This window comes from Lutibacter aestuarii, from assembly GCF_042676885.1.
Lineage (GTDB): Bacteria > Bacteroidota > Bacteroidia > Flavobacteriales > Flavobacteriaceae > Lutibacter > Lutibacter aestuarii.
In genome coordinates this window covers 772,247-798,381 of sequence record NZ_JBHTIC010000008.1, presented here as the reverse complement: position 1 = coordinate 798,381, position 26,135 = coordinate 772,247, and the positions used below count along the sequence as shown (strand labels likewise).

The 26,135-nt window shown below is 29.7% G+C and carries 24 protein-coding genes; 11 read left to right on the top strand and 13 right to left on the bottom strand.

Annotation, left to right across the window (positions count from 1 at the left end):
• The first annotated feature begins 148 nt into the window (after nucleotides 1-148).
• Nucleotides 149-841, top strand: coding sequence for a (d)CMP kinase (gene cmk / locus ACFQZW_RS11250; protein ID WP_298288299.1), 693 nt, complete (start codon nucleotides 149-151; stop codon nucleotides 839-841).
• On the opposite strand, the gene ACFQZW_RS11245 is transcribed toward cmk, so the two are convergent.
• Nucleotides 827-1,459: a 7-carboxy-7-deazaguanine synthase QueE gene (locus ACFQZW_RS11245; RefSeq protein WP_372801279.1), complete on the bottom strand. Its 633-nt coding sequence runs from the start codon at nucleotides 1,457-1,459 to the stop codon at nucleotides 827-829. The two genes, cmk and ACFQZW_RS11245, sit on opposite strands and share 15 nt — an antisense overlap.
• A 107-nt stretch (nucleotides 1,460-1,566) precedes the next feature.
• Here ACFQZW_RS11245 and ACFQZW_RS11240 point away from each other — a divergent pair, with 107 nt between their 5' ends.
• Both ACFQZW_RS11240 and ACFQZW_RS11235 read left to right on the top strand, forming a co-directional pair.
• A complete protein-coding gene (locus ACFQZW_RS11240; RefSeq protein WP_386783044.1) occupies nucleotides 1,567-3,078 on the top strand; it encodes a helicase HerA-like domain-containing protein in 1,512 nt (503 codons plus the stop codon).
• A gap of 60 nt (nucleotides 3,079-3,138) precedes the next feature.
• Nucleotides 3,139-3,705, top strand: a complete 567-nt coding sequence (locus ACFQZW_RS11235) for a hypothetical protein (protein ID WP_386783042.1) — start codon at nucleotides 3,139-3,141, stop codon at nucleotides 3,703-3,705.
• On the opposite strand, the gene ACFQZW_RS11230 is transcribed toward ACFQZW_RS11235, so the two are convergent.
• Complete coding sequence (locus ACFQZW_RS11230) at nucleotides 3,702-5,060, bottom strand: MBL fold metallo-hydrolase RNA specificity domain-containing protein (RefSeq protein ID WP_386783040.1); 1,359 nt, start codon at nucleotides 5,058-5,060, stop codon at nucleotides 3,702-3,704. The two genes, ACFQZW_RS11235 and ACFQZW_RS11230, sit on opposite strands and share 4 nt — an antisense overlap.
• A gap of 153 nt (nucleotides 5,061-5,213) precedes the next feature.
• On the opposite strand from ACFQZW_RS11230, the gene ACFQZW_RS11225 reads away from it, so the two are divergent.
• Nucleotides 5,214-5,570, top strand: coding sequence for a cupin domain-containing protein (locus ACFQZW_RS11225; RefSeq protein ID WP_298263361.1), 357 nt, complete (start codon nucleotides 5,214-5,216; stop codon nucleotides 5,568-5,570).
• 59 nt (nucleotides 5,571-5,629) lie between these two features.
• Here the strand turns inward: ACFQZW_RS11225 and folD are convergent, their stop codons facing one another.
• Nucleotides 5,630-6,505, bottom strand: a complete 876-nt coding sequence (gene folD, locus ACFQZW_RS11220) for a bifunctional methylenetetrahydrofolate dehydrogenase/methenyltetrahydrofolate cyclohydrolase FolD (RefSeq protein WP_386783037.1) — start codon at nucleotides 6,503-6,505, stop codon at nucleotides 5,630-5,632.
• A 57-nt stretch (nucleotides 6,506-6,562) separates the two neighbouring features.
• Nucleotides 6,563-7,894, bottom strand: a complete 1,332-nt coding sequence (gene ffh, locus ACFQZW_RS11215; RefSeq protein ID WP_298263359.1) for a signal recognition particle protein — start codon at nucleotides 7,892-7,894, stop codon at nucleotides 6,563-6,565.
• Between the two features lie 352 nt (nucleotides 7,895-8,246).
• Here ffh and ACFQZW_RS11210 point away from each other — a divergent pair, with 352 nt between their 5' ends.
• The gene (locus tag ACFQZW_RS11210) at nucleotides 8,247-8,987 is read left to right on the top strand and encodes a hypothetical protein (protein ID WP_298263357.1); all 741 of its coding nucleotides are present in this window, start codon (nucleotides 8,247-8,249) and stop codon (nucleotides 8,985-8,987) included.
• Nucleotides 8,988-9,039: 52 nt separating this feature from the next.
• On the opposite strand, the gene ACFQZW_RS11205 is transcribed toward ACFQZW_RS11210, so the two are convergent.
• The 4 genes from ACFQZW_RS11205 to ACFQZW_RS11190 form a co-directional block, all read right to left on the bottom strand.
• Nucleotides 9,040-9,639: a DUF1801 domain-containing protein gene (locus ACFQZW_RS11205; RefSeq protein ID WP_386783034.1), complete on the bottom strand. Its 600-nt coding sequence runs from the start codon at nucleotides 9,637-9,639 to the stop codon at nucleotides 9,040-9,042.
• A gap of 31 nt (nucleotides 9,640-9,670) precedes the next feature.
• Nucleotides 9,671-10,153, bottom strand: coding sequence for a peptide-methionine (R)-S-oxide reductase MsrB (gene msrB / locus ACFQZW_RS11200; RefSeq protein ID WP_298263354.1), 483 nt, complete (start codon nucleotides 10,151-10,153; stop codon nucleotides 9,671-9,673).
• A 56-nt stretch (nucleotides 10,154-10,209) separates the two neighbouring features.
• Nucleotides 10,210-12,453, bottom strand: coding sequence for a tetratricopeptide repeat protein (locus tag ACFQZW_RS11195; protein WP_386783032.1), 2,244 nt, complete (start codon nucleotides 12,451-12,453; stop codon nucleotides 10,210-10,212).
• Nucleotides 12,454-12,565: 112 nt separating this feature from the next.
• Nucleotides 12,566-13,447, bottom strand: a complete 882-nt coding sequence (locus ACFQZW_RS11190) for an alpha/beta hydrolase family protein (protein ID WP_386783030.1) — start codon at nucleotides 13,445-13,447, stop codon at nucleotides 12,566-12,568.
• 73 nt (nucleotides 13,448-13,520) lie between these two features.
• Here ACFQZW_RS11190 and ACFQZW_RS11185 point away from each other — a divergent pair, with 73 nt between their 5' ends.
• The 6 genes from ACFQZW_RS11185 to ACFQZW_RS11160 all read left to right on the top strand — a co-directional run bounded on the left by ACFQZW_RS11185 (nucleotide 13,521) and on the right by ACFQZW_RS11160 (nucleotide 18,781).
• Nucleotides 13,521-14,327, top strand: a complete 807-nt coding sequence (locus ACFQZW_RS11185) for a M48 family metallopeptidase (RefSeq protein WP_298263349.1) — start codon at nucleotides 13,521-13,523, stop codon at nucleotides 14,325-14,327.
• Nucleotides 14,328-14,416: 89 nt separating this feature from the next.
• Nucleotides 14,417-15,727 carry an MFS transporter gene (locus ACFQZW_RS11180; RefSeq protein WP_386783027.1) on the top strand — a complete coding sequence of 437 codons (1,311 nt, stop codon included), beginning with the start codon at nucleotides 14,417-14,419 and terminating at the stop codon, nucleotides 15,725-15,727.
• Entirely contained in the window at nucleotides 15,717-16,913 is a 1,197-nt protein-coding gene (gene lhgO / locus ACFQZW_RS11175) for an L-2-hydroxyglutarate oxidase (protein ID WP_386783025.1), read from the top strand. Before ACFQZW_RS11180 ends, lhgO begins: the two co-directional genes overlap by 11 nt.
• A gap of 5 nt (nucleotides 16,914-16,918) precedes the next feature.
• Nucleotides 16,919-17,341: a secondary thiamine-phosphate synthase enzyme YjbQ gene (locus ACFQZW_RS11170; RefSeq protein WP_386783066.1), complete on the top strand. Its 423-nt coding sequence runs from the start codon at nucleotides 16,919-16,921 to the stop codon at nucleotides 17,339-17,341.
• A 127-nt stretch (nucleotides 17,342-17,468) separates the two neighbouring features.
• The gene (locus tag ACFQZW_RS11165) at nucleotides 17,469-18,071 is read left to right on the top strand and encodes a transcriptional regulator (protein ID WP_298288334.1); all 603 of its coding nucleotides are present in this window, start codon (nucleotides 17,469-17,471) and stop codon (nucleotides 18,069-18,071) included.
• Nucleotides 18,065-18,781, top strand: coding sequence for a DUF3307 domain-containing protein (locus ACFQZW_RS11160; protein WP_386783022.1), 717 nt, complete (start codon nucleotides 18,065-18,067; stop codon nucleotides 18,779-18,781). Before ACFQZW_RS11165 ends, ACFQZW_RS11160 begins: the two co-directional genes overlap by 7 nt.
• Before the next feature lie 147 nt (nucleotides 18,782-18,928).
• Here ACFQZW_RS11160 and ACFQZW_RS11155 read toward each other — a convergent pair whose 3' ends face one another.
• From ACFQZW_RS11155 to ACFQZW_RS11135, 5 genes are all read right to left on the bottom strand, one after another.
• On the bottom strand, nucleotides 18,929-19,372 hold the full coding sequence (locus ACFQZW_RS11155) for a hydrogenase maturation protease (RefSeq protein ID WP_386783020.1): 444 nt from the start codon (nucleotides 19,370-19,372) through the stop codon (nucleotides 18,929-18,931).
• Nucleotides 19,356-20,807, bottom strand: a complete 1,452-nt coding sequence (locus ACFQZW_RS11150) for a Ni/Fe hydrogenase subunit alpha (protein WP_298263340.1) — start codon at nucleotides 20,805-20,807, stop codon at nucleotides 19,356-19,358. The genes ACFQZW_RS11155 and ACFQZW_RS11150 overlap by 17 nt, the downstream gene beginning before the upstream one ends.
• A 17-nt stretch (nucleotides 20,808-20,824) precedes the next feature.
• Nucleotides 20,825-22,087 (bottom strand): NADH-quinone oxidoreductase subunit B family protein, encoded by a 1,263-nt coding sequence (locus tag ACFQZW_RS11145; RefSeq protein WP_298263339.1) that lies wholly within the window; start codon nucleotides 22,085-22,087, stop codon nucleotides 20,825-20,827.
• Between the two features lie 17 nt (nucleotides 22,088-22,104).
• Nucleotides 22,105-23,832: an NAD(P)H-dependent oxidoreductase subunit E gene (locus ACFQZW_RS11140; RefSeq protein WP_372802170.1), complete on the bottom strand. Its 1,728-nt coding sequence runs from the start codon at nucleotides 23,830-23,832 to the stop codon at nucleotides 22,105-22,107.
• Between the two features lie 297 nt (nucleotides 23,833-24,129).
• Nucleotides 24,130-25,854 carry an NAD(P)H-dependent oxidoreductase subunit E gene (locus ACFQZW_RS11135; protein WP_386783016.1) on the bottom strand — a complete coding sequence of 575 codons (1,725 nt, stop codon included), beginning with the start codon at nucleotides 25,852-25,854 and terminating at the stop codon, nucleotides 24,130-24,132.
• Nucleotides 25,855-26,135 lie beyond the last annotated feature (281 nt).

Sequence of the window (26,135 nt, the reverse complement as noted above, 5' to 3'; positions counted from 1 at the left end):
GCAGATGGTACTGCCACTCGGTGGGAGAGTATGTCACCGCCTTTCTTTTGAAAACCTTCAACTTTATTGTTGAAGGTTTTTTTTTATCCCTTTTTCTACGCTAATATTCTTTAATATATTAGTTTTGTAGTTTAAAATCAATTGAAATTTGGAAAAAATAACTATTGCTATTGACGGGTTTTCTTCAACTGGAAAAAGCACCATAGCTAAACAATTAGCTAACAAATTAAAATATATATATGTAGATACTGGTGCTATGTATCGGGCGGTTACATTATACGCTATGAATCATAATTTGATTTCTAAAGGTCAATTTAAAAAAAATGAATTGATTAATAATCTTAATAAAATACATATATCTTTTAAATTTAACTCACAGCTTGGATTTGCAGAAGTATATTTGAATAATATGAATGTTGAACATAAAATACGTACTATTGAAGTATCTGAGTTAGTGAGTGAGATAGCAAAAGTATCAGAAGTGAGAAAGAAACTTGTTGAACAACAACAAGAGATGGGGAAAAATAAAGGAGTGGTAATGGATGGAAGAGATATTGGAACTGTTGTATTTCCAAATGCGGAGTTGAAGCTTTTTATGAATGCTTCAGTAGAAACAAGAGCTCAAAGAAGATATGATGAATTATTGAAGAGAGGAGACAAGGTTACATTTGAAGAAATTTTGAAAAATGTTAAATATAGAGATCATGTTGATTCAACAAGATTAGACTCTCCATTGATAAAAGCTAAAGATGCTATAGAAATTGACAATTCCGAATTAACTTTAAACGAACAATTTGAAAAAATTGATAAGTTAGTTCAAGAAAAGTTAAGGAATGTTTAAGTATTTATGAGTTTGTAATGAAATTTTCCAATTAGGATTTTTCATAACGTAATCAACTATTAAAGGTGTCATTTTTTCTCTATTACTCCATTCTGGTTGTAAAAAAAGCTCACAATTTTTTGAGACTTTAGATGCTTGTTCTTCGGCAAACTTAAAATCATTTTTATTATAAACAATAATTTTTAACTCATTAGCTACAATATATATATCATTTAACGGTAGTTTTGTTTTTTTAGGAGAAAGACATATCCAATTCCACTTGCCACTAATTTTATACGCACCAGATGTTTCTATATGAGTTTTTACATTGCTTTGGTGTAAAGCGTTGGTAATATAGTCTAAATTCCACATTAAAGGCTCACCACCCGTTATTACAACTGTGTTTGCATATTTTTTAGCATTTTCAACAATTGCATCTGTTTTTGTTGGAGGGTGTAATTTTGCATTCCAGCTTTCTTTTACATCGCACCAGTGACACCCCACATCACAACCACCAATTCTAATAAAATAAGCTGCCTTTCCAGTATGAAATCCTTCACCTTGAATTGTGTAAAAATCTTCCATTAATGGAAGCATTTCTCCTTTATTAATAAGTTCTTGTGTGTGTTGATTTATCATTTTGCAAATATAGGGATTCAGTATGATAATAAATAAAATGAATTTAATTTATCATCAAATTTTTAATTTGAAATTTATAACTGTATTTTTATCAAAAATATTTTAAAATGGATAGAAAAGAAGCTTTTTTCAATCATATTATTGAAGGCTATCAAACCAAGGGAGATTCTTTAGTATTAGGCTCAGCTATGTTAGATGGTAAAACCATAAAAGATGCATTTGTAAAAATTCCATTAAAAACTTTAAATAGACATGGATTGATTGCAGGTGCTACAGGAACAGGTAAAACAAAGTCTTTACAAGTAATGGCAGAAAATTTATCTGAAAAAGGAATTCCGGTATTATTAATGGATATTAAAGGAGATTTGAGTGGTTTAGCGCAAGCAAGTGAAGGTCATCAAAAAATTGATGAGCGCCATGCAGCTATAGGATTACCATTTGAAGCTAAAAAGTTCCCTTTAGAAATTCTATCAATATCAGAGCAAAATGGAGTTCGTTTACGAGCTACTATTTCAGAATTTGGCCCTGTACTTCTTTCAAGAATATTAGATTTAAGTGAAACCCAAAGTGGTATAGTTTCTATTATTTTTAAATATTGTGATGATCATAAACTACCACTATTAGATTTAAAAGATTTTAAAAAAGTATTACAGTTTGCTACAGAAGAAGGAAAAGACGAAATTCAAACTGAGTATGGAAGAATTTCATCTGCTAGTACAGGAGCCATTCTAAGAAAAATTGTAGAGATAGATCAACAAGGAGGAGATTTATTTTTTGGAGAACGTTCTTTTGAGGTAAAAGATTTGGTGAGAAAAGATGAGAATGGAAATGGAATTATTTCTGTACTGCGTTTAACAGATATCCAAGATAAACCAAAATTATTTTCAACTTTTATGCTGCAATTATTGGCTGAAGTTTATGCTACATTTCCTGAACAAGGTGATAGTGATAAACCTGAACTGGTAATTTTTATAGACGAAGCTCATTTAATTTTTAAAGAAGCTTCAAAAGCATTACTTTCTCAAATTGAAAGTATTGTAAAATTGATTAGATCTAAAGGAATTGGATTATTTTTTGTAACTCAAAACCCTAAAGATGTACCAGAAGATGTTTTAGCACAATTAGGTTTAAAAATTCAACACGCTTTGAGAGCTTTTACTGCAAAAGATAGAAAAGCTATTAAATTAGCAGCTGAAAATTACCCAGATTCTGAATATTATGATGTTGATGAAACTCTAACTCAATTAGGTATTGGAGAAGCTTTTGTTTCAGTTTTAAATGAAAAAGGTCGTCCAACCCCTTTAGCAGCTACTTTAATGCGTGCTCCAATGAGCAGAATGGATGTTTTAACTAAGAGTGAACTAAAACAACTAATTGACAACTCTAGGCTGTATTATAAATACAATGATGTTATTGATAGAGACAGTGCTTATGAAATTTTGAATGAAAAAATTGAAAAAATTAACGAGCAAGAAGAAGTTGAAGAAAGAAAAAAAGAAGCATCAAGAACTAAAAATACAGCTTCAAGAAGAAGCACACGAATGAATCCAGTTATTAAAGTTGTAACAAGCGCAACTTTTATTAGAGGTGTTTTAGGAATATTAAAAAGAGTTTTATAATATTTGTGCAAATAAGTTTGAAATATTTACGTTAATACAAAATAGTTAAAAAAAATATAAATGTCATTTTTTAGAAAAATCGTAATTTTTTTAGTAGCAGTAGCTTTTATTCAATGTGCTAAAGAAAACCAATATTTAATTGAAAAAGGTAAAGTAGGTGTTTTAACTAATGAAACCACCATTAAAGAATTAAATTCAATTTTTATAAAGGATTCAATTGTTTCAAATTTATCATTGACTGATACAATTTCAAATAAATTATTTTCAGTAACAAATGATGAATATGTGGTGTTTTCTAAAGAAGGAAAAAAACTATTAGAAATTGAGCCAACCCAAGCAAATGATTCTACTTCAAAAATTAAAAGCATTCAAATTTTTGATAACTCATATAAAACAAATAAGGGAATTTCATTGCAATCAACATTTAAAGATATCCATGAAACTTATATGGTAAATAATGTAGAAACTACGTTAACTTCTGCTATGCTATTTATTGATGAACTTAATGCAACTATAGCTATTGACAAAAAAGAGTTGGGTTTAAATAGTTTTAGTAGAGAAGAAGTAACGATAGATCAAATACCTGATTTGGCTAAAATTAAATATTTTACAATTTGGTTTAATTAGTTTAAATAATACTCGTTATTCATTTTTGCTACAGTACATTTCCAACCTAGTGCTGTTTTTATTTTTACTTTTAATGCTTGACTTTGGTGCGGTTCTCCATGATTTATAATGGTTAAATTTGGAGCTTCTTTAAAATGTTGTAACCAATCTAATAATTCACTTTGGTCTGCATGACCAGAAAATTCATTTATTTTAAATACTTCGGCTTTGATTGGGTGATATTTTCCAAAAAATTTCAATTCAGAATCTCCAGAAAGTAAAGACCTACCTCTAGTACCTTCAGCTTGGTAACCAACAATTAAAATACTGTTTTTTTTATCAGAAATTAACTTATCTAAGTAATGTAAAACTCTTCCACCAGTAATCATTCCACTACCAGCTATTACAATTTTAGGATTTAAATCATTTACTATACTTTTAGAAGTAGTTACATCACTAATTAAGTGTACAGTATTAATCATACTATTAATATCTTCTTCAGTTAAGGTATGATAATTGGTGTATTTAAAATAAACTTCAGTTGCATTTACCCCCATTGGACTATCTAGATATATGGGTATTTGAGGTAATTTATGTTCTCTTTTAAGTAGGCTTAAAAAATAAATTATTTCTTGAGCTCTTTCTACTGAAAAGCTTGGAATGATTAAAATCCCACCTTTTGAGTAGGTTAACTTTATATATCTTAATAATTGCGCTGTTATTTTTCTTTTTTTATGAAGCCTGTTGCCGTAAGTAGATTCAATAACAACATAATCAGCTTTGTCTATGTATTTGTACCTAGGAAGTAATATCGGTTTTTTTCTTCCAATATCACCTGAGAATACAATTATTTTTCCTTTAATATTTAGAAGAACAAATGCACTTCCCAAAATATGTCCACTATTTAAGAATTTAAATTGTATATCAATATTTATAGGATACCAAGTGTTTAACTCAAATGATTTTAGTTGATTTATAGTTTTTTTAGCGTCATTTATGGTATATAAAGGAAAAGCCGGTTTATGGTTTGAATAGCTATATTTATTAGCTCTTTTAGCATCTTCTTCTTGAATTTTAGCGCTATCTAATAAAATAATTTTAGCCAAATCTTCAGTTGCCTTGGTGCAATAAATATTTTTTGTATAACCATTTTTCACCAATACAGGAAGGTATCCAATATGATCTAAATGTGCGTGAGTTAGGATTACTAAATTCAATTCATCTAAATCTATTGGAAGTTTATCCCAATTTTTACGTCTTAATTCTTTCAATCCTTGAAATAGCCCACAATCAATTAATATTTTTGTAAAATCACTTTCTAACAAGGCTTTTGATCCAGTTACGGTGCCTGCACCACCAAAAAATGTTAGCTTCATCTTTAAGTTGTATTAAGTTAGTAATAAGTGTTATAAGTCTTTCTAATTTACAATTTTAAAATGACATTTGCTAAGCTTTATATTATGAAACTTCTACATACTTTTTATGCAATTGATTTATTACTTTTATAAGTATTAATAATGATAATAAAAATGAAAAAATTTGATGTACAAAAAAATCCTTTTGTGGTTCCAACGAATGATGGTAAATTAATTGAAGAACATTTTGGTTTGGCAAGTATAAATTCTGAGCTAAGTTTAGCACATATGATTGCCCCTCCTAAATGGAGTGAACCTTTTCAAAAACCTGAATTTGATGAATACACTTATATTATTAAAGGGAAGAAGCAATTTAATATTGAAGGTGAATTGATTGTTTTAGAAGCAGGACAATCTATAAAAATTTTAAAAGGAACAAGAGTTCAATATGCGAATCCATTTGATGAAGAGTGCGAATATTTGTCAGTATGTTTACCTGCTTTTTCAATAGATTTAGTGAATAGGGAATAATAAAAAAGCTTCAATATTAATTTAATTAATATTGAAGTTTTTTTTGAAATTATTTGAATTTAACTTTTTCTCTCGCATGCTAATAAGGTATTTTTCATAAGCATTGCAATGGTCATTGGACCAACACCTCCTGGAACAGGAGTAATATAAGCTGATTTTGGACTTACGCTATCAAAATGTACATCTCCTGCTAAGCGGTAGCCTCTTTTTTTAGTTTCATCTTTTACACGAGTAATTCCAACATCAATAATAGTTACACCTTCTTTTACCATATCTCCAGTCAAAAATTCAGGAATACCTAAAGCCGCAACTATAATATCGGCATTTAAGGTAAATTCTTTAAGGTTTTTAGTTCTGCTATGGGCAACTGTAACGGTAGCATTTCCAGCATTTCTTTTTTGACTCATCAAAATACTCATTGGTCTACCAACAATATGACTTCTACCAATTACAACTACATGTTTACCTGATGTTTCTACATTATATCTTTCTAGTAATTCTAATATTCCAAATGGTGTAGCTGGTATAAAACTTGGTAAATCTAGGGTCATTCTACCAACATTAGTTGGATGAAAACCATCAACGTCTTTATCAGGATCAACAGCCATTAAAACCTTTTGTTCATCAATATGCTTTGGTAATGGTAATTGAACTATAAAACCGTCAATGTCTTTATTTGTATTAAGATTATGAATTTCTTCTAGTAACTTTTCTTCAGTAGTTTCTTCTGGAAGTTCAATAAGTGTAGAATTAAAACCTACTAGTTCACAGGCTTTTACTTTGGCACTTACATAAGTCATACTAGCACCATCGTTGCCTACTAATATAGCAGCTAAATGTGGTGTTTTTTTTACTTGATTTTTAAGCTTTTTTACTGATTCAGCAATTTCTAGCTTTAAGTCTGCTGAAGTTTTTTTTCCATCTAATAGTACCATTCTATAAATTTTTAGTATAAAAAAAAGGCAAACTTATTTAGTTTACCTTTTAGTATGTTATTTTCCCATTCCTTTCATCATTTGCATCATTTGTCTGCCTCCACCACCTTGCATCATTTTCATCATTTTACTCATTTGAGTAAATTGTTTAAGCAATTGATTGACTTCTTGTATTGTTGTTCCTGATCCTTTAGCAATCCTCTTTTTTCTACTAGCATTGATTACTTTTGGTTCGCTTCTTTCTTCTGGAGTCATAGAATGAATAATGGCTTCTATTCCTTTAAAAGCATCATCATCTATATCTACATCTTTCATCATTTTTCCGGCTCCAGGAATCATACCCATCAAATCTTTCATGTTTCCCATTTTTTTGATTTGTTGAATTTGTTTCAAGAAATCGTCAAAACCGAATTGATTTTTAGCTATTTTCTTTTGAATTTTACGGGCCTCTTCTTCATCATATTGTTCTTGAGCACGTTCAACTAAAGAAACAACATCACCCATTCCTAAAATTCTATCAGCCATACGGTTTGGATGGAACACATCAATAGCTTCCATTTTTTCACCAGTACCAATAAATTTAATAGGTTTGTTTACAACAGATTTTATAGATAAAGCGGCTCCACCACGCGTATCGCCATCTAATTTGGTAAGTACAACTCCTTCAAAATTTAAAATATCATTAAAAGCTTTTGCTGTATTTACAGCGTCTTGTCCAGTCATAGAATCTACAACAAACAATGTTTCTTGTGGGCTTACAGCTTTATGAATATTAGAAATCTCAGTCATCATAGCGTCATCTACAGCTAAACGACCAGCGGTATCTATAATAACAACATTTTTACCAGTATTTTTTGCGTGTTTTATGGCATTTTGTGAAATTTCAACTGGGTTTTGGTTGCCTTCTTCGGCATACACTTCAACACCAACTTGTTCACCTACAACTTTCAACTGATTTATTGCAGCAGGTCTATAAACATCACAACCAACTAATAAAACATTTTTTGCTTTTTTTGTTTTTAAGTAATTAGCAAGTTTTCCAGAAAAAGTAGTTTTACCTGAACCTTGTAAACCAGACATTAAAATAACCGTTGGTGTACCAGAAAGGTTAATACCTACGGTTTCACCTCCCATTAATGCAGTAAGCTCATCTTTTACAATTTTTACCATTAATTGACCAGGGTTCAATGTTGTTAAAACATCTTGACCAAGGGCTTTTTCTTTAACAGTTTTTGTAAAGTTTTTTGCTATCTTAAAATTAACATCGGCATCTAAAAGTGCTCTTCGAACTTCTTTTAGAGTTTCAGCAACGTTTACTTCGGTAATTTTTCCGTGTCCTTTTAATACATGAAAGGCCTTATCTAATTTATCACTTAAATTATTAAACATATTCTTGCTTCAATTTTTAGAATTGCAAAGATAATAAAAACTGTGAAATTGAGTACTGAAACTTTGTTTCTTATAAATAATAAAAGGCAGGTTAATTTAGATTTCAAATTTAATAAGAATTCTATTTTAACTTCCTAATAAGCTAATTGATGAATAACAATAATTTGATTTTTTTTATTGTTAAGTGATTAATATTTATTATATTAGTTGTTAGTATGTAACCAATGTTACATAAAGTTTTACTTATCCTAAATTTTTAAAGATTAAGCTTACCCCAATTTTCGACTCCAAAGTTAGATTTGATATCAAATAGTTTGATATATAATAATAGTACTAACTAATACTTTAAGCAATGAAAACAACATCAATTTTTTTAGCAATGTTATTTTGTATAGCAATGTTAACAACTTCTGAGGTAAAAGCCCAAGAAGAAACTTATGGGATGGCAGAAATTACTTATATGCTTCCTAAAATTGGAATGGAAAAAAGCTTTGAAAATGCTGTGAAAATGCATAATGAAAAGTTTCATAATCAAGATCCTTTTAAAGGATCCTTAGATTATATTTTAACAGGAAAAGAAGCGGGTTGGTATGTGTGGATAATGGGACCTTGTACTTTTTCAGATTTAGATAATCGTCCTGAAAACGAAGCACATACAAACGATTGGGCAAAGAATGTATCACCGAAAGTTCAAAAATATGGTAGAACTGAATATTGGCGTTACAATAAAAAGCTTTCATATTCATCAAAAGGATCAACGCCAAAATATGAAAATATTTGGTTTGTAGATATTAAAAGAGGACAGTATTATAAATTTAAAGAGTTTATTACTAAAATTCAAAAGTCTTATGAGAAAAAAGAAACCGAAAATTTTAGTATATATGAAAACCAATTTAATGAAGGTGATGGGAGAGACGTGGCGATTGTTTGGGAATTTAATAACTGGGCTGAATTTGATAAAGATGATGGTGGAATAAAAAAGTACTATGAAGAATTATATGGTGAAGGAAGTTGGGAAAATGCCTTGAAAGACTGGCAAGAATTTACTGAATCAATAAAGTCCCAACTATGGAGAATAGGTGTATATAAATAAATTGTAATGAATTAATTTTTAAGCACAAACCATTTAGGTTTGTGCTTTTTTACTAAAATTGCTCGTGTATTTTTAAATTTTTTTCGAGTTTTTTAATTGTTTTTTCCAATCGGGTTATTCGGGTGGTCTCTTTTTTAGCTTCAGTTATGTACTTTACATATTCTTTACGATACGTATAAGCCATGTTTTCAAAATTAAGCCTTGCTAATTTGTTTTTATGTAATGCTATTTCAAGTAATTTAGGAATTATAATTTCACGAGTTTTATGTGCACTGCATAAATTGGTTTCATTTTTTTGAAAGGCTTCTTTTAAATAATCTAATAATTGAGTTTGATTGATTTCTTTTGCGCTTGTAAATTTTATTGTGCGAGTATTTTTAGCATCACAATTGTTGTCAAATAATTTATGTTTGTCGCTCATATTAGCTCCATGAAAAAAGGTGAATGATACATGGTTTTTAAATGCCGCAACTCCACAAATCATAGTTTTTTTACTAAATATAGGAATATTCCACTTCCAATCTTCATAAACTTTTGTTTCTGTTTGATGAATTAAATTACGAAGCTCTGTACATATATTTTTAGAAAATAACGGTAAGTTTTCAATATATTGATCAATTAAAATTGTTGCATTTAGATTAATTTGAGCCATATTATTATAAATATTTTAAAAGTAAAAGTCCTTATTTTTCACCTTTAACAAATTTTATGGAAGTTGTATTAACACAATACCTTTTTCCAGTAGTTTCTTTTGGTCCGTCGTCAAAAATATGACCAAGATGACTATTACAAGCGGCACATATAATTTCAGTTCTAATCATTCCATGACTAGTATCTCTCACAAAGTTTACGGTTCCTTCAATGGCATCATCAAATGAAGGCCAGCCACAATGAGATTCAAATTTACTGTTAGATTTAAATAATTGCAAATTACAAGCGGCACAATGATAAGTTCCTTTTTCAAAATGAGAAGTTAAACCACCTTGACTTGGCCTATCTGTTCCTTTTTGTCTTAAAACATAGTATTCTTGTTCAGTTAAGGTTTGTTTCCACTCTTGTTCAGTTTTAATAACTTTTTTTATCATGGTTTTATTTTTTTTGACTTGTGAAAATACTTGGGTGTTTGCTATAGAGATTAAAAATAATGTAATGAGTAATTTTTTCATAATTAAAATATTGTTTTAAAATTTTGTCGCAAAAAGAGTTAATTTCTTACGTTATTTTAATTAGAGTTGCTAATTTGTTGATACTGTTTATTGTTTGGGTATGTTTTAACAAGTATTGTTGCTATTTTTTTTGCTTCAGAAATTTCATTATTATTTAAATGAATGGAATAGGCAAGCGTAAGTAATTCTTCGTTGTTTGGGTAGGTTTTAAGAGCTTTCATAATGGTTGAAATTGCTTGCTTGTGCTGACCTAAATCATTTTGTAATACAGCAAAGTAATAATGGTTTTGTGGATCATTTTTAATAATATTTATTGCTGTTTTTAAGGTGTTTAAAGCTTTTTGTTTATCACCCATTCTTATATAGGCAAATGCGAGAGCTTGATAGGCGACAGAAAATGTTTTATCAATAGAGATAATTTTTTTAAGAATTGCAATGCATTCTTCATTTTTTCCTTGCATTCTTTTTAAATCGGCAAAATTAATTTTTGCGATTAGATTTAAGGTATCCAAAGCAACAGCTTTTTTAAAATAGTCTTCTGCTTGCTCTTGTTTTCCTAAGTTAAGTGCAGCAACCCCCAATGAAGACAATCCTAAAGCACGATCTTGCCAATACAATAATTGGTTTATATATTCCTTTCTGGCATTAATTAATACAGCTTGCTGTTCCTTTGGAACGTTTGTTATAGGAATGTCATAAATTAAGCTATTAGCCATATACCTAACACCGTAAATAGAGTCTTTAGTTAATGGTAAAGCATATTCAAATTGTTGTTGTTTTGGCAAGTTTTTTAAAGATTCCAGTCCTGCTCTTCTAACCAAAGGACTTGAAGAAGCCAAAGCCATTTCTAAGTTTTCAAATGCCATAGGATTGTTACTGTAATCTTGAAATCTAATGGCGGTACCAATAACAATATGTGCCATATTTTTATCATTAATAACTTTGTTTAATGCTTTTTGAGCTTCAGGTTGATTGGTTCTAACTTTATGAAAAGCAAATCCATAATGAGGTATGGTATCATATTTATTACCATACCAGTTTTTAAACGCAGCTAAAGACCATTCATTTGATTTGTCTTTATGACAATTATTACAGGCATTGGTAGCACCTGTTTTAACACTAATATCAGGTCTTGGAATCCTCATACTATGGTCAGAGCGTGGATCTACTACCATAACAGTTATTTTTGGCATATGACAACTAATACAACTAGCCCCATCACTATTTTCTTCGTGTTTATGATGGTTGGTAGATTTATACTTTTGAGGCATGTGACATTGAAAGCAGACATTATCTTTTTCAATTTTTAGTTGCCCACTATGTACATTATGGCAATCTTTACAAGTAACTCCCTTTGCATACATTTTACTTTGAAGAAATGAACCATATACATAATCTTCATCATTATTTGTTCCATCATCATTATAAAGAGGGTAGTCTAAATAAGCTACTTGATGGGTGTGTTCTAACATTTTTCCAAATGTAAATTCATCAGTTAATTGTGATCTTCTTGAATGACATCTCCCACACCATTCCACTTGCATATTAGATTTTCGTGGCTTGCTTCTTGTTACCAAGGCAGTATTAGGATCAATTTTCCAATGAGCAGAATCTCTATCCATAATATCAAAAATCAATCCCATGTTTTTAACTTTTTGATCTTTGTTCTCTGCCCATTTAGCGTGTACGTCACCAGGTCCATGACAAGCTTCACAGGAAACATTAATTTCATCAAAAGTAGTATTGTAAGTTTGTGTTTTAAGATCGTAGTTTTTTTTCACATTGGTAGAATGACATTCAGCGCACATATAATTCCAATTTTGAAGTGGGCGCCCCCAGTTTAATTCATCATGTGAGGCTATAAATTCATCTGGATATAAGTGTTGCCATTTTTGACCCCCTTCATCTTTGGCTCTAGAATCCCAAAAAGGAGTTATAACCTGTAATTTTCCATTTGGAAATTCAACCAAATATTGTTGTAAAGGATAGTGACCAAATGTATATTTTACTTTGTAATCATGATAATTTCCATCAGGACCTTGTGTGTTAATGATAAAAGAGTCATCTTGTTTTAAAAAAGTACTTGTAACCCCATAAATGGTATATTTTGAATTGTTGAAATCGCCAAGAACAGTGCTGTCAGTGGGTAATTGCATTGCAAGTTGATGATCGGAACCAAGCCAATCTTTATATTCTTTTTCATGGCATGAAGAGCATTTATCCGAACCAATAAACCCAACATCATGTTTATGATTATTCAATTCAATTTGAAGTGCTGAATATTCATTCTTTGGTTCCATTTTACAGGAAACAATCCCAATAAATAAAATTGAAATTAGAAATAGAAATTTAAAATTTGATGTCAAGTTTAGATATTTAAATTAGCTACAAATTTACTTAAAAAAGAATGAGTTATTTTTCTTTGAGTATAAAATCTAAAATTTTTGAAATTACATAATCATCTTTTAAAATTCGAGTATGCCCTAAACTGTTCGTAATTAAAAGCTCACCATTTTTAACATATTTTCTAATATTTATAGCGCAGCTTACAGGAACTTCTTTATCATTAGTATCATGAATTATTAATGTTGGAATATTTACTTTTTTAGCAGCTTCACTAGTTGAATAATTGTCAATATTTTCTCCAAATTTTTTAAAGAAATAATTTTTCATTTTATGAATAATTTTTGGATTTAAATCCAATTTATTTATAAAAGCGGCAATAATATCTGTTATAATGTCACCAGCACCAATAATTACTGCTTTTTTAGTAAATACTCCTTGTTTTATACTATTTAAAGTTGCCATACCTCCTAAAGAGTGTCCAATTATAATTTCAAAAGGACCATATTTTTGTTCTAAAAATTTAGCTGAAGCTATAAATTCTGTCATCATAGTAGTTTTACTTTCTGAATTTCCATGAGCAGGAGCATCAAAACTAATGGTCATTAATCCATTTTCTAACAATTTGTCAGCAATTTTATAGAGTTGAGTTCCTCTTCCAGACCAACCGTGAATTAATAAAACCTTTCTTTTGGAATATCCATAAGAGTACAGCATTATTTTTTTGCCAATTTCAGGAATTAAAATCATTTCTTTTTGAGCACTTTTAGCCATCATTTCTTCACGTTTAGGAGGTTTATGCTTTATTGGAGTTCTAAAAAGTTTTACAGCATATAGTGTAGCAAGATGTAAAGAGATACTTTGAAGTATTTTTCCTGTTAAAATGATAGATTTTGGTATTTGAGAAATGTTTTTTGATTTCTTTAAATTAGTAGGGGTACTTTGTTTCATAAAAATTTTAAATTTGCGTATAAAGATAGAATTTGTAATTTTATAAATACTCACCCAATAAAAAAACTGAAAAATGAAAAAATTAATTTCCTTAGCAATAGTTACACTTTTTATAGTTAGTTGCAGTACGGTACCAATAACAGGTAGAAAAAGAGTTAATATCATGAATGATGCTGAAATTTTACCTGCAAGCTTTGCTCAATATGAAGGGTTTTTAAAAGAGAACAAACTATCAACTAATGCAAAAATGACCAATGAAGTTCAAAAAGTAGGTTTAAACATTTCAAAAGCTGTAGATAAGTTCATGCGAGCAAATGGTATGGTTGCAGAAGCAAATGCTTATAGATGGGAATTCAATTTAATTGAAGATAAAACAGTAAATGCTTGGTGTATGCCTGGAGGTAAAGTAGTTTTTTATACAGGAATATTACCAATATGTGATAATACAGATGGTATAGCTGCGGTTATGGGACATGAAGTTGCTCATGCTTTTGCCAAACATGGGCAAGAACGTATGACAAGTGCTTATGGTCAACAATTAGGTGGAGTTGCTGTAGCTTTAGGAACTAATAATAAAGATCCTAAAGCAAAACAATTATGGAATACTATTTATGGAATAGGTTCTCAAGTTGGAATGCTAGCGTATAGCAGAACTCATGAAACGGAAGCAGATAAATTGGGGATGGTTTTTATGATAATGGCAGGTTACCAACCTCAAGAAGCAATTAATGTTTGGATTAGAATGAGTCAAAGAGCAAATAGTGGAAGCGCGCCTCCTGAGTTTTTAAGTACGCACCCTTCTAACGAAACTAGAATAAAAAACTTAAAAGCATATTTACCAACAGCAATAGAGCTAGCAAATAAATATAATGCACAGTAGTTTTAAGAAATTAAAATTCATAAAAGAATTTTTATAGTATATTGTAAACCGTTCTCAATTTTGAGTACGGTTTTTTTAGTTTAAATAGTATGTTACAAAAAGGAAATAAAAAATTAATAAATGCTTGGGCATTTTACGATTGGGCAAACTCAGTTTATTCATTAGTTATAAGTACAGCTGTTTTTCCAATTTATTACAGTAGTTTAACAGCTTCTTTTTCAAATATTGAAGGAAAAATAAACTTTTTAGGTACTCAATGGAATCCAACTACTTTATATGATTATACCTTAGCTTTTTCTTTTTTAATTGTTGCTTTTATTTCTCCAATTTTATCGGGTATCGCAGATTACACAGGAAATAAATTGAAGTTTTTAAAAGGATTCTGTTTATTAGGTTCGCTTTCAGTAATGAGCTTATTCTTTTTTAAAGGTGAAGAAACATTATGGGTTGGAATATTATTTACAATTTTAGCTAGTATTGGTTTTTGGGGAAGTATTGTTTTTTATAATGCATATTTGCCCGAAGTAGCCTATCCTGAACAACAAGATGATGTTAGTGCTAAAGGATTTATTTTTGGATATTCGGGCTCTATTTTATTACTTTTATTAAGTTTAATAATGATAAATAAACCTGAATTATTTGGATTGCCAGGAGCAGGTTTTGCATCTCGACTAACTTTTTTAATTGTTGGAATATGGTGGTTTGGATTTGCACATATTACCTATGCAAAATTGCCTAATAATGTTTATAATAAAAAACCTGCTAAAGACTTTATTTGGAAAGGCTTACATGAATTAAAAGTAGTAGGGTTGGAGTTGAAACAACATCCTGAATTAAAATTTTTCTTAACCTCATTTTTTATGTACAGTGTGGGAGTTCAAACAATTATTTTAATGGCTGGAATTTTTGGAAGTAGAGAGTTAGGATTGCCAACTACAGATTTAATTGCGGTTATTTTATTGGTTCAAATTGTAGCTATTTTTGGAGCTTTCCTCTTTTCAAGAGTTTCAGATAAAATTGGAAATATCTCCACTTTAAAAATTACCATAGCTATATGGACAATTGTTTGTTTTGTAGCTTTTTTATTAGATAAGGAGCAAGAGTATGTTCATTTTTATTTTTATGGTTTAGGAGCTCTTATTGGTTTAGTAATGGGAGCAATTCAGTCGCTTTCGCGTTCTACATATTCTAAATTGTTGCCTGAAACACAAGACCATGCTACTTATTTTAGCTTTTTTGATGTTACTGAAAAAATAGCCATTGTATTTGGTATGATTGTTTTTGGATTGCTAAATTCTTTAACAGGATCTATGCAATATAGTGTATTGTTTTTAGCAGTTTTCTTTTTAATATCTTTTGTTTTACTGAACTTTGTAGGAAAAACAAAATATGTTCAATAAATATGATTTTATTGTTGTTGGTGGAGGTATAGTAGGGTTAGCATCTGCGTACAAACTTCAGTTAAAATTTCCAAAAAAATCAATTGCTATTTTAGAAAAAGAGAATGAAGTTGGAAAACACCAAACTGGAAGAAATTCAGGTGTAATGCATTCGGGGATTTATTATAAACCAGGAAGTTACAAAGCTAAAAACTGTAAAAATGGTCACCAACAATTAGTGGAGTTTGCCAAAAAAACTAATGTAAAACATGATGTTTGTGGAAAAATTATAGTGGCAACTACCAGTCAGGAACTCCCAATTTTAGAAGATGTTTATAGACGAGGTGTTAAAAATGAAACCGAAGGAATTTGCTTTTTAAATGCAGATGAAATAACTCAAAAAGAGCCTTATATAAAAGGAATAAAAGCTATTTGGGTTCCAACAGCTGGAATTATTGATTATGTGGGTGTCTGCAATTCCTTTGTTAAAGAAATAACAAAAATCAATTTAAAAAGTAAACTTTTTCCTTCTTGTGAAGTTATTGGTATTAATTCCTTAAATAATGGTACCGAACTCAAAACTACAAAAGGTAATTTTAGTGCAGATCAAGTATTATTTTGTGGTGGACTGCAATCCGATAGAATTGCGCAAAAAGATGACTTAAAATTAGATTTAAGAATTGTTGGTTTTAGAGGGGATTATTACGAATTAAAATCCGAAGCTTCGCATAAAATTAAAAATTTAGTTTACCCTGTTCCCAATCCCAAATTTCCATTTTTAGGAGTTCACTTTACTAGAATGGTTGATGGAAGTATTGAGTGTGGTCCTAATGCGGTTTTTACATTTAAAAGAGAAGGCTATCAAAAAAATAGTTTTAATTTAAAAGATACTTTAGAAGCATTAACTTTTAAAGGAACTTGGAAATTATTTGGAAGGCATTGGAGAAAAGGAATTGATGAGTATAAACGTGCTTTTTCAAAACATTTATTTGTAAAAGAATTACAGAAAATGATGCCTTCTTTAACAGTTGAAGATGTGCAACCAACTAGGTCAGGAGTTAGAGCGCAAGCAATAGACTTCAATGGAAATATGGTTGATGATTTTAAAATAGAAAAGAAAAATAATAACATTCATGTGATAAATGCTCCATCTCCAGCAGCTACAGCCTGCTTGGCTATCGCAGATGAAATTATTGATAAAATATAAAAATGATGAAATTTTATCAAAAAGAGTTGAATTTAAAACCTAAAAATAGAGGGTTTCATTTAATTACAGAAGAAGTACTGGCAGTAATTTCAGAAATAAAAAACATAAGTATTGGTCAGCTACATGTGTTTATAAAACACACTTCGGCTAGTTTAACAATAAATGAAAATGCTGATGCTACGGTAAGAAAAGATTTTGAAAGTCATTTTAATCATTTAGTACCAGAAAGCATGCCGTATTTTATTCATACCTATGAAGGCTTAGACGATATGCCTGCACATATAAAAAATTCATTGTTAGGATGTTCTATTCAAATACCTATTACAAATGGAAGTTTAAATTTGGGTGTTTGGCAAGGAATTTATTTATGTGAGCACAGAAATTCAGGAGGCTCCAGAAGCTTAGTTCTTACAGCTTTTGGGAAATAATTTTATTCACCTTATAGGTTGTATGTTAAATTATTCATTATAAAGGTTATATTTTAAATTATTCACTTTAAAGGTTATATTTTGAATTAAATTATGTATATTTGATTTATATTCAAAAAAATATTAAATGACAAGTGTAATAACAGGAGATATTATAAATTCTAGAAATATTAAGCCTCAATACTGGATGCCAATTCTAAAAAGTGTTTTAAACAACTATGGTTTAGAACCCTTGCAATGGGAAATTTATAGGGGCGATAGTTTTCAATTAGAAGTACCACCAAAAAAAGCTTTATTAGCAGCAATTTATATAAAAGCATGTATAAGAAGTATTGAAGGATTAGATGTTAGACTGGCTATTGGTATTGGAGAAAAGTCTTATATTTCAGAAAAAATAACAGCTTCAAACGGAAGTGTATTTATCAATTCAGGAGAATGTTTTGAAAATTTAAAGAAAAGTATTTTAGCCATTAAATCACCTTTTCCTGATTTTGATATTCAAATGAATTTAGCATTTGATTTAGCACAATTAACCATAAATAGATGGACTCAAAAATCTGCTGAAATAGTTAAAGTATCCATTGAAAATCCTAATTCTACTCAAAAACAAATGGCTAATATGTTACATAAAACACAAAGTTCAGTTAGTAAAAGTTTAAAAATAGCAGGATTTGATGAAATTATGAAAATGGAACGTTATTATAGAAATCAAATAACAAAATTATGTTAGAACTTGTTTTAAAATTATTTTTGGCACATATAGTTGGAGATTTTGTTTTTCAGCCTAATAAATGGGTTAAAAGCAAGGAAGATAAAAAATACAAATCACCATATTTATATTGGCATATTTTAATTCACACCATTGCTTTACTAATTGCGCTTCAGTTTAATTTTAATTATTGGTTAGGAATTTTAATAATAGTTTGTTCTCATTATTTGATTGATTTATCCAAATTATATTTAATAAAAGAAATAAATGTTAGATGGCTATTTTTATGGGATCAATTGGCTCATTTAGTGGTAATTTTTGGAGTAGTGAGAATTTATGAAATTTATGAGGTTGATGTTTCAATATTTTATAAGCCTCAATTGTTACTATTTATTATAGCTGTTTTACTTGTAACTATTGTAGCTTCAATTGTTATGAAGCTAATCATTTCTAAATGGGAGTTAAATAGCAATTCAAATGAAATGTCGTTAAATGATGCTGGAAAATATATAGGTATTTTAGAGCGTCTTTTTATTTTTGTGTTTATTATTACAAATAATTGGCAAGGTATAGGGTTTTTATTGGCTGCTAAGTCTGTTTTTAGGTTTGGAGACTTGTCAAGATCTGAAGATAGAAAACTTACTGAATATATTTTAATTGGTACTTTGTTAAGCTTTGGATTGGCAATTTTAGTTGGGATGGGGTATAATTATATCTTAACAACTTTATAATCTTTATTGAAAATACCTACAATTAAACTAGATAATATGTCTTTAATTAATGTTTCTTTAGATATTCCTTGTTTTAAAAGAGCAAACAATTTAGGAATAAATTCTTTTTGCATTTTAAATGAAAGTTAGAATACAAGTTTAATGATTTTAAGGAGTAAAATTTTTAAAATAAGAAACCGTTTTTTTTAAATTTTCGGTTGCTTCATTACTAAGTCCAATTTGAATATCCCAAACATATCCTTGTATTTTTATGATATAAGATTTAGGTTTTTTTTGATAAATGGTTTCACATAGGTTTAAAATTTGATTGGGAGGCACTTCATGAGTTGAAAAGGCTACTTTTTCAGCTGGCAAAACACGTTCTATTTCAAAACCGTTATTTAGTTGAGTTTTACAGGCATCAACAAAAATGACCTTCTCATATTTGGCAATCAATTCTGCATCTTCCACCATTAATTGATATTTGTATAATAGGCTATCTTCATGATAACCTTCTTTTTCTAAATGTTCTAAAAAACACCAACCAAGACCATCATCTTGGCGTGTGTTATTTCCTATTCCAATAATTAGGGTGTTATCTAATTTTTTCATCTAATAAATTTCCTTGAAGATCTTCTAATTGTACTATTAAAGGCATTTGTCCTAGCGCGTGAGTTGCACAGCTTAAACAAGGGTCGTATGCTCTTATAGCCATTTCAATTTGGTTGAGCATAGGCTCTGTAATTTCTGGTTTATGATTTAAAACTTCATTTGCAATAGTTCTAACACCTCTATTCATTGCTTCATTATTATGTGTAGTTGAAACTATTAAATTACATTTAGTAATTAAGCCTTTGTCATCGGTATGATATTCGTGAATAAGAGTTCCCCTTGGAGCTTCAATAATTCCTATTCCTTTATTTCTAGGAGTTCCTTTTGTTACTAAATCTGTACCCATTAAATCTTCATCTAATAAGAGTTCTTTTATTAGTTCGGCACAATGTAACATTTCAATTAAACGCGCCCAATGTGTATGCATGGTCATATTATTAGGCTTGTCTTGTGTATATGCCTTGAAAATTTGACGTTCAATTTCGGCATAATATGTAGGAATATGAGAACAAGTGTTTATACGAGCTAATGGACCAACTCTATTCCAACCATTTTCTCTTCCATATTTTGTCATGTATGGAAATTTTAGATATGACCATGGTTCAACAGCTTCTTTGAAATGATAACGATACTCTATGTCTTCTATGTTTAATAGCTCATTTCCTTCTGAATCTATTGAACGTAAACGGCCGTCATATAATTCCATAGCTCCAGTTTCTTTATGTACTAAACCTAAATGGTTAGATGGGTAGGCAGCAAAATTATCAATCCATGGTGCGTTATCAAAATGATAAGCTTTCATAAAATCAATAATTTCTTTAGACCATTCTATCATAGTATCTACATTTGGAATTTGTTTTCCATCTAAAAAGTACTCGCGTTCTTCTTTTGTAAATGTTTTATGAACACCTCCTGGAACTGCTAAAATTCCGTGTATTTTTTTCCCTGCCAATGCTTTAATAATTTCTTGCCCAAATTTGCGCATTAAGATGCCTTTTTTAGCAAGTTCTTGGTTTTCTGTAGCTACAGCAACAATATTTCTTTTCTCTGCTGGAGCATCAATTCCAAATAATATATCTGGAGAGGCTAAATAGAAAAAGTGTAAAGAGTGAGATTGAAAAACTTGACCGTAATGTAATAACTTACGAAGTTTAGTTGCTGTAGGTGTTAAATTTTCAGGATCTACACCAACTAATTGGTCGATGGCTTTGGCAGCAGCAATATGGTGGCTTACAGGGCAAATACCACACAAGCGTTGAACCAAAACAGGTGCTTCCCAATAAGGATGACCTTGGATAAATTTTTCAAACCCTCTAAATTCAACAATATGTAAAAAAGCATCTTCAACTTTGCCTTCTTCATTCATTTTAATGGTTACTTTTCCGTGTCCTTCCACACGTGTAACAGGTTCTATAACTATTTTCTTTTTGTTCATTTTGGTTGTTTTAATAGTTAGTCGTACTTAAACTCAGGGTATGCAATGGAGTATTCTTCTTCAAAAAGAATATGTTTTACTACGTTCCAAATATGATTGGCATTTGGTGGACAGCCTGGAATATGATAATCAATTTTCACTACTTCATGGTTAGAATAAACTTTATTTAAAATTTTAGGAATATCCTCATGATTAGGGATAATGATTTCATTTTCTTCGCTGGTCATAGAGTTTAAATAGGCTTCTTTTAAACATTCTTCTAATGGTACAGTATTTCTAATGGCAGGTAATCCACCCCAAATAGCACATTCACCCACAGAAACTAAAATGTCACAATTTTTACGAAATTCTCTAAGGACTTCAATATTATGTGTATTACAACAACCGCCTTCAATTAAACCAATGTCGCAATGTTCGGTGAAATTTTTAATGTCTGTAATTGGAGATTTATTAAATTCTACCACTTCAATTAAATCTAAAATGCCTAGATCTACATCGAGCATAGACATATGGCAGCCAAAACAACCTGCTAAAGAGGTGGTAGCAATTCTTTTTTTCTTATGAGTGGTTTTATGTTTTTTAATTTCATTAAATGAAATATTTTTTTCTTTATTAGAATAATCAAATTCACGATTTCCAAAAGGCTTTCCAAACGATTTTCCTTTAACTAAAATAGACCCTGTTGGACAAATATGCATTGCATGTTCGGCTTGAGTGTCAGAAAGTTTAGCTTCTTGCTCGTAATCTATTGAAACGAGTGTTTTATTGCCTCTGTTTGTGAAATTAAATACGCGATTTCCATCGGTGGTTCTAACTTCTTCAATACAACGTTTACATTTGATACATCTGTTTTGGTTTACAACAATTCTCTCTGGACGTGCGTCTACAATACGATCTACAAAAAGATGAGGGAAACGAGTGTATCTAATTCCGGTTTCGTAGCCAAGGTTTTGCATTTGACAATCACCACTTTTTTCACATGAAGGACAAAAGTGATTTCCTTCTACAAACATCATTTCTAAAATGGCTTTTCGAGCATCTAATAGTTCTGGAGTATTTACTTCAATATCCATCCCTTCATCAACATTTAAAGTACATCCAGCAATAGTTCTCCCATTATTTTTTACTGTACAAACTCTACAGCTTCCTAAAGGATTTAAATGTTTGAAGTGACAAAGTGTAGGAATAAAAATTCCATTTTGCTTAGCTGCTTCAATTAAGTTTTGTCCTTGTTCAGCTGTACAATTTCTTCCATCTATTTTAAATGATATATTTTTCATTAGTAACAATTTTAAAACTATAATTGAGTGTCTTTAATAATACTATCAAATTCATGAATGGCATTTTCCATATCAAATTCAACATGTTGGTCTTCATTTGAAGGGGCTATTTTTATATTGAAATAATCTGGAAATTTATCTATAGCCATCATTAATGAATTTGGAGAAGTTTTTCCTAATCCACATCTGCTAGAAAGTTTGATGATTTTTCCCCATTGTTTAATGTCATCCAAATCTTCTTGAGAACATAGACCTCGCTGAATCTTTTTTACTTTTTCTGTTAAAATAAAATTTCCTGCTCTACAAGGTGTACAAACGCCACAAGACTCTTCTTTGAAAAATTCCATAAAATTTCTAAAAATTTGAAGAATGTCTCTGTTGCGATTAAATACCATAAGAGCTCCACCACATAACAAATCTTCTTTGCAAATTTTTCTGTCAAACTCCGAACTATTAATACAGTCTCCAGAAGGTCCGCTAACTTGAAGAAAATATGGAGCTGTAGCTTGACTCATTTCTATTCCTAAAAGTTCTTTAAAACTTGTTCCATACTCAATTTCATAAATACCGGGTTTTGCCACATCACCAGAAATACTTATAAGTTTAGTTCCAGGAGATTCCTCTGTTCCTAAACTTAAAAAGAAATCTTCTCCTAACTCAATAATTCTTGAAGCGTAGGCCAAAGTTTCAACATTATTCACTACTGTAGGTTTATGTTTAAAACCGTGTTTTGTTGCAGACCACATACGTACTGGGGGTTCACCTCTTCTACCTTCCATAGATTCAATAAGTGCAGATGCTGCACCACAAACATAGGAGCCAGCACCTATTTGATAGCGTATGTCAAAATCATATCCTTCAACACCTAGTATGTTTTTGCCTAATAGATTTTTTGAATAAAATTCTTCTAAAAGTTTTTCTAATTCAGGTAATAGGTAAAGGTATTCGGCTCTTAAATAGATGATTCCTTCTTTTGCACCTGTTGCATACCCAGCCAAAATCATACCTTCATACAAGAGACCAGGTACATGTTGTAAGATAGCTCGGTCTTTAAATGTTCCAGGTTCGCCTTCATCTGCATTACAAATAATATATTTAATGTCATCTACATTGTTTTTGCACGATTGCCACTTGTAACCAGCTGGGAAAAATGCACCCCCCAATCCTAGTAATTTAGATTTTGTTATTTTATCAATAACTTCTTGTGAACTATATTTAAGACCTTCTTTAATGCTTTTACCCATTACATAAGGTCTAAACAATACCGTTTTATCCTCTTTGGGAGTATATTGAATTTTGCTTTTAGTTTTACTAGCAAAATCTTTTAAATTTTCACCATTTTTAATTTTTTGAATAATTAACTTTACTTTTTTAGGAGTTAAGTCTGTAAAAGGTAAAAAATTAATCAGGGCGGCAGGTTCTTGGTCATTTAAACCAATACAAGAGGTTTCAAATAAGGAAAATTCATCGTTACCTTGTTCATTAAAATTACATCCGGTTTCTTTTTCAAATGTAGTTTTAATGTCTTCAAAACCTTTTAGTTCAGAGATAATATTATTGTTTAAATAAATGATATTTTTTCCTGTAGGTTGTTTATGGAAAAAATGATAAAATGAAATCACACTTTCAATTTCAATATTTGAAACTTGTAATGATTTAGAAATTTTGGAAATTGCATTTTTTGAAATATATCCAAATTCATGTTGATATTCCCATAGTTTATTTAACAACTGTGTTCTATCCATAAGAAAGTATATTGATGTTTGCTGTAATTAAAGTTACGAATAAAGAATAGCAAGAAAAACACCATTTTAAACGTTTTAGAACGATTTGTTTATATTGAAGTATTTTACGGAAGCAACGTATGGTTTTTATAAAAAAATCAGTATTTTTTTTTATACATTCTAATTTTTGATATTTTTTATTACATTATTAATTTAATGTAAATGTAAAAAACGTATGATAAATATCATAAAAAATATATTTATTGTAAAATAACAGCTTAATAATTAGGTATTTAATAAGAAAAATAAATTTCAATATTAAAATTGAGTAGTTTTAATAATTGAGTCATAATCATAAACTGCTTCTTCCATGTCAAATTCGATTGAGCAATTATCTGTACAAGTTTTTACTTTTAAGTTGAAATAATCTTTAAACTTATCTATAGCCATACTAAAAGTTTTTGTTGAGGTTTGACCCAAACCACATCTACTTGTTAATGAAACAATTTTACCCCATTCTTTAATTTCTTCCAAATCCTTTGAAGTACATATTCCTTTTTTAATTTTCTTAATTTTTTCATACAAAATTTGGTTTCCAGCTCTACAAGGTGTGCAAGAACCACATGATTCTTCATTAAAAAATTTCATGAAATTTTCTATGATTTGTAAAATACTTCTGTAGCGATTAAATACCATAATAGATCCGCCACAAATTAAATCTTCTTTGCAAATTTTTCTATCGAATTCCATTTCATTGATACATTCTCCAGATGGTCCGCTAATTTGAAGATAATAAGGAGCTGTTGCTTGAGATAAATGAAGTAGTTCTTTTATGGTAGTTCCCCATTCAATTTCATAAATTCCTGGTTTTGCAACATCTCCAGAAATGCTAATTAGTTTAGTACCTTTACTTTTTTGAGTTCCTATATTTGAGAAAAAGTCGGTTCCTAATTCAATAATTCTGGCAGCTTTTGCAAAAGTTTCAACATTGTTTACAACAGTTGAGTTTCCAAAATAACCATATTCAGTAGGAAAATATTTACGTATTCTAGGTTCTCCTCGTTTTCCTTCTAAAGATTCAATTAAAGCCGTTTCAGCACCACACACATAGGCACCTGCCCCTAATTGTATCTTTATATTAAACTTAAAATCTTTCATTCCCAATATTTCATTCCCTAAATAACCTTTATTTTTAAATTTCTGTATGGCATTTTTAATTTTTTTGAATAAATAGGTATATTCAGCACGTAAATAAATTATTCCTTTGGAGGCTCCAGTTATATAAGAAGCAATTATCATCCCTTCAATGACCAATTCAGGTACGTTATTAAGCAAAGATTTATCTTTGAAAGTTCCTGGTTCTCCTTCATCTGCATTACAAATAATATATTTTTTGGTTGAATTGCTTTCTTTGCAATATTTCCATTTTAAACCAGTTGAAAAAAATGCGCCTCCGTGACCTTCAAGGTTTGTTTTAAATAAAGTGCTTAATAATTCTTCGGGAGAGTATTTAAGTATTTTTTTTATTGAATTACCTAAAAAATAGTCTCTAAAAAAAATTGTTTTATTGCCAGAAGGTATGTATTGGATTTTACTTGTAGGGTTGTTTTGTAGTGTTTCTAATGAAACACCAATTTTTAATTTTTGTACAATAGATTTTACCTTTTCTGGATTTAAATTTGTGAATGGATGAAAATTAATAAGTGCTGCAGGCTCTTGGTCACTTAATCCAATACAAGAAGTTTCAAATAAAGAAAATAAAGTGTTGTCGCAGTATTTTCCAAAAGTACATCCCGTTTCTTTTTCAAAAGCAGTTTTAACTAATTCAAAGCCTTTGTGTTCAGAAATTATACTATTATTTAGATAAATAATGTATTTTCCAGTAGGTTGTCTGTGGAAGAAGTGGTAAAAAGAAATAACTCCTTCAATTTCAATTTTTGAAACCCTTAATTTTTGAGCAATCTCAGAAATGGCATTGTCAGATATAAAGCCAAATTTATTTTGAAACTCCCAAAGGCGGGTTAGTAGCCTTGACCGTTTCATAAGTAATTGTTTAGTAGTTTTATTACTTAAATTTACTTCTTAATTATCTGATAATCAAATTATTTGATCGATTTGTAGGATTGTTAAATTTTTATAGAAACCATTGTATGATTATGATTTAAATTTTAAAAAATGGCTGTTATTTTTTTGAAAACCTCTTTTTATTGTGAATTTTTCAATGAATATTTCTTTTTTAAGTTTAACCTTTGTGTGATGTGCTATTTATTTTGATTTTAAATAGTTAATTACGTGTTAATAATTGAATTTTTTAAATAAGACTA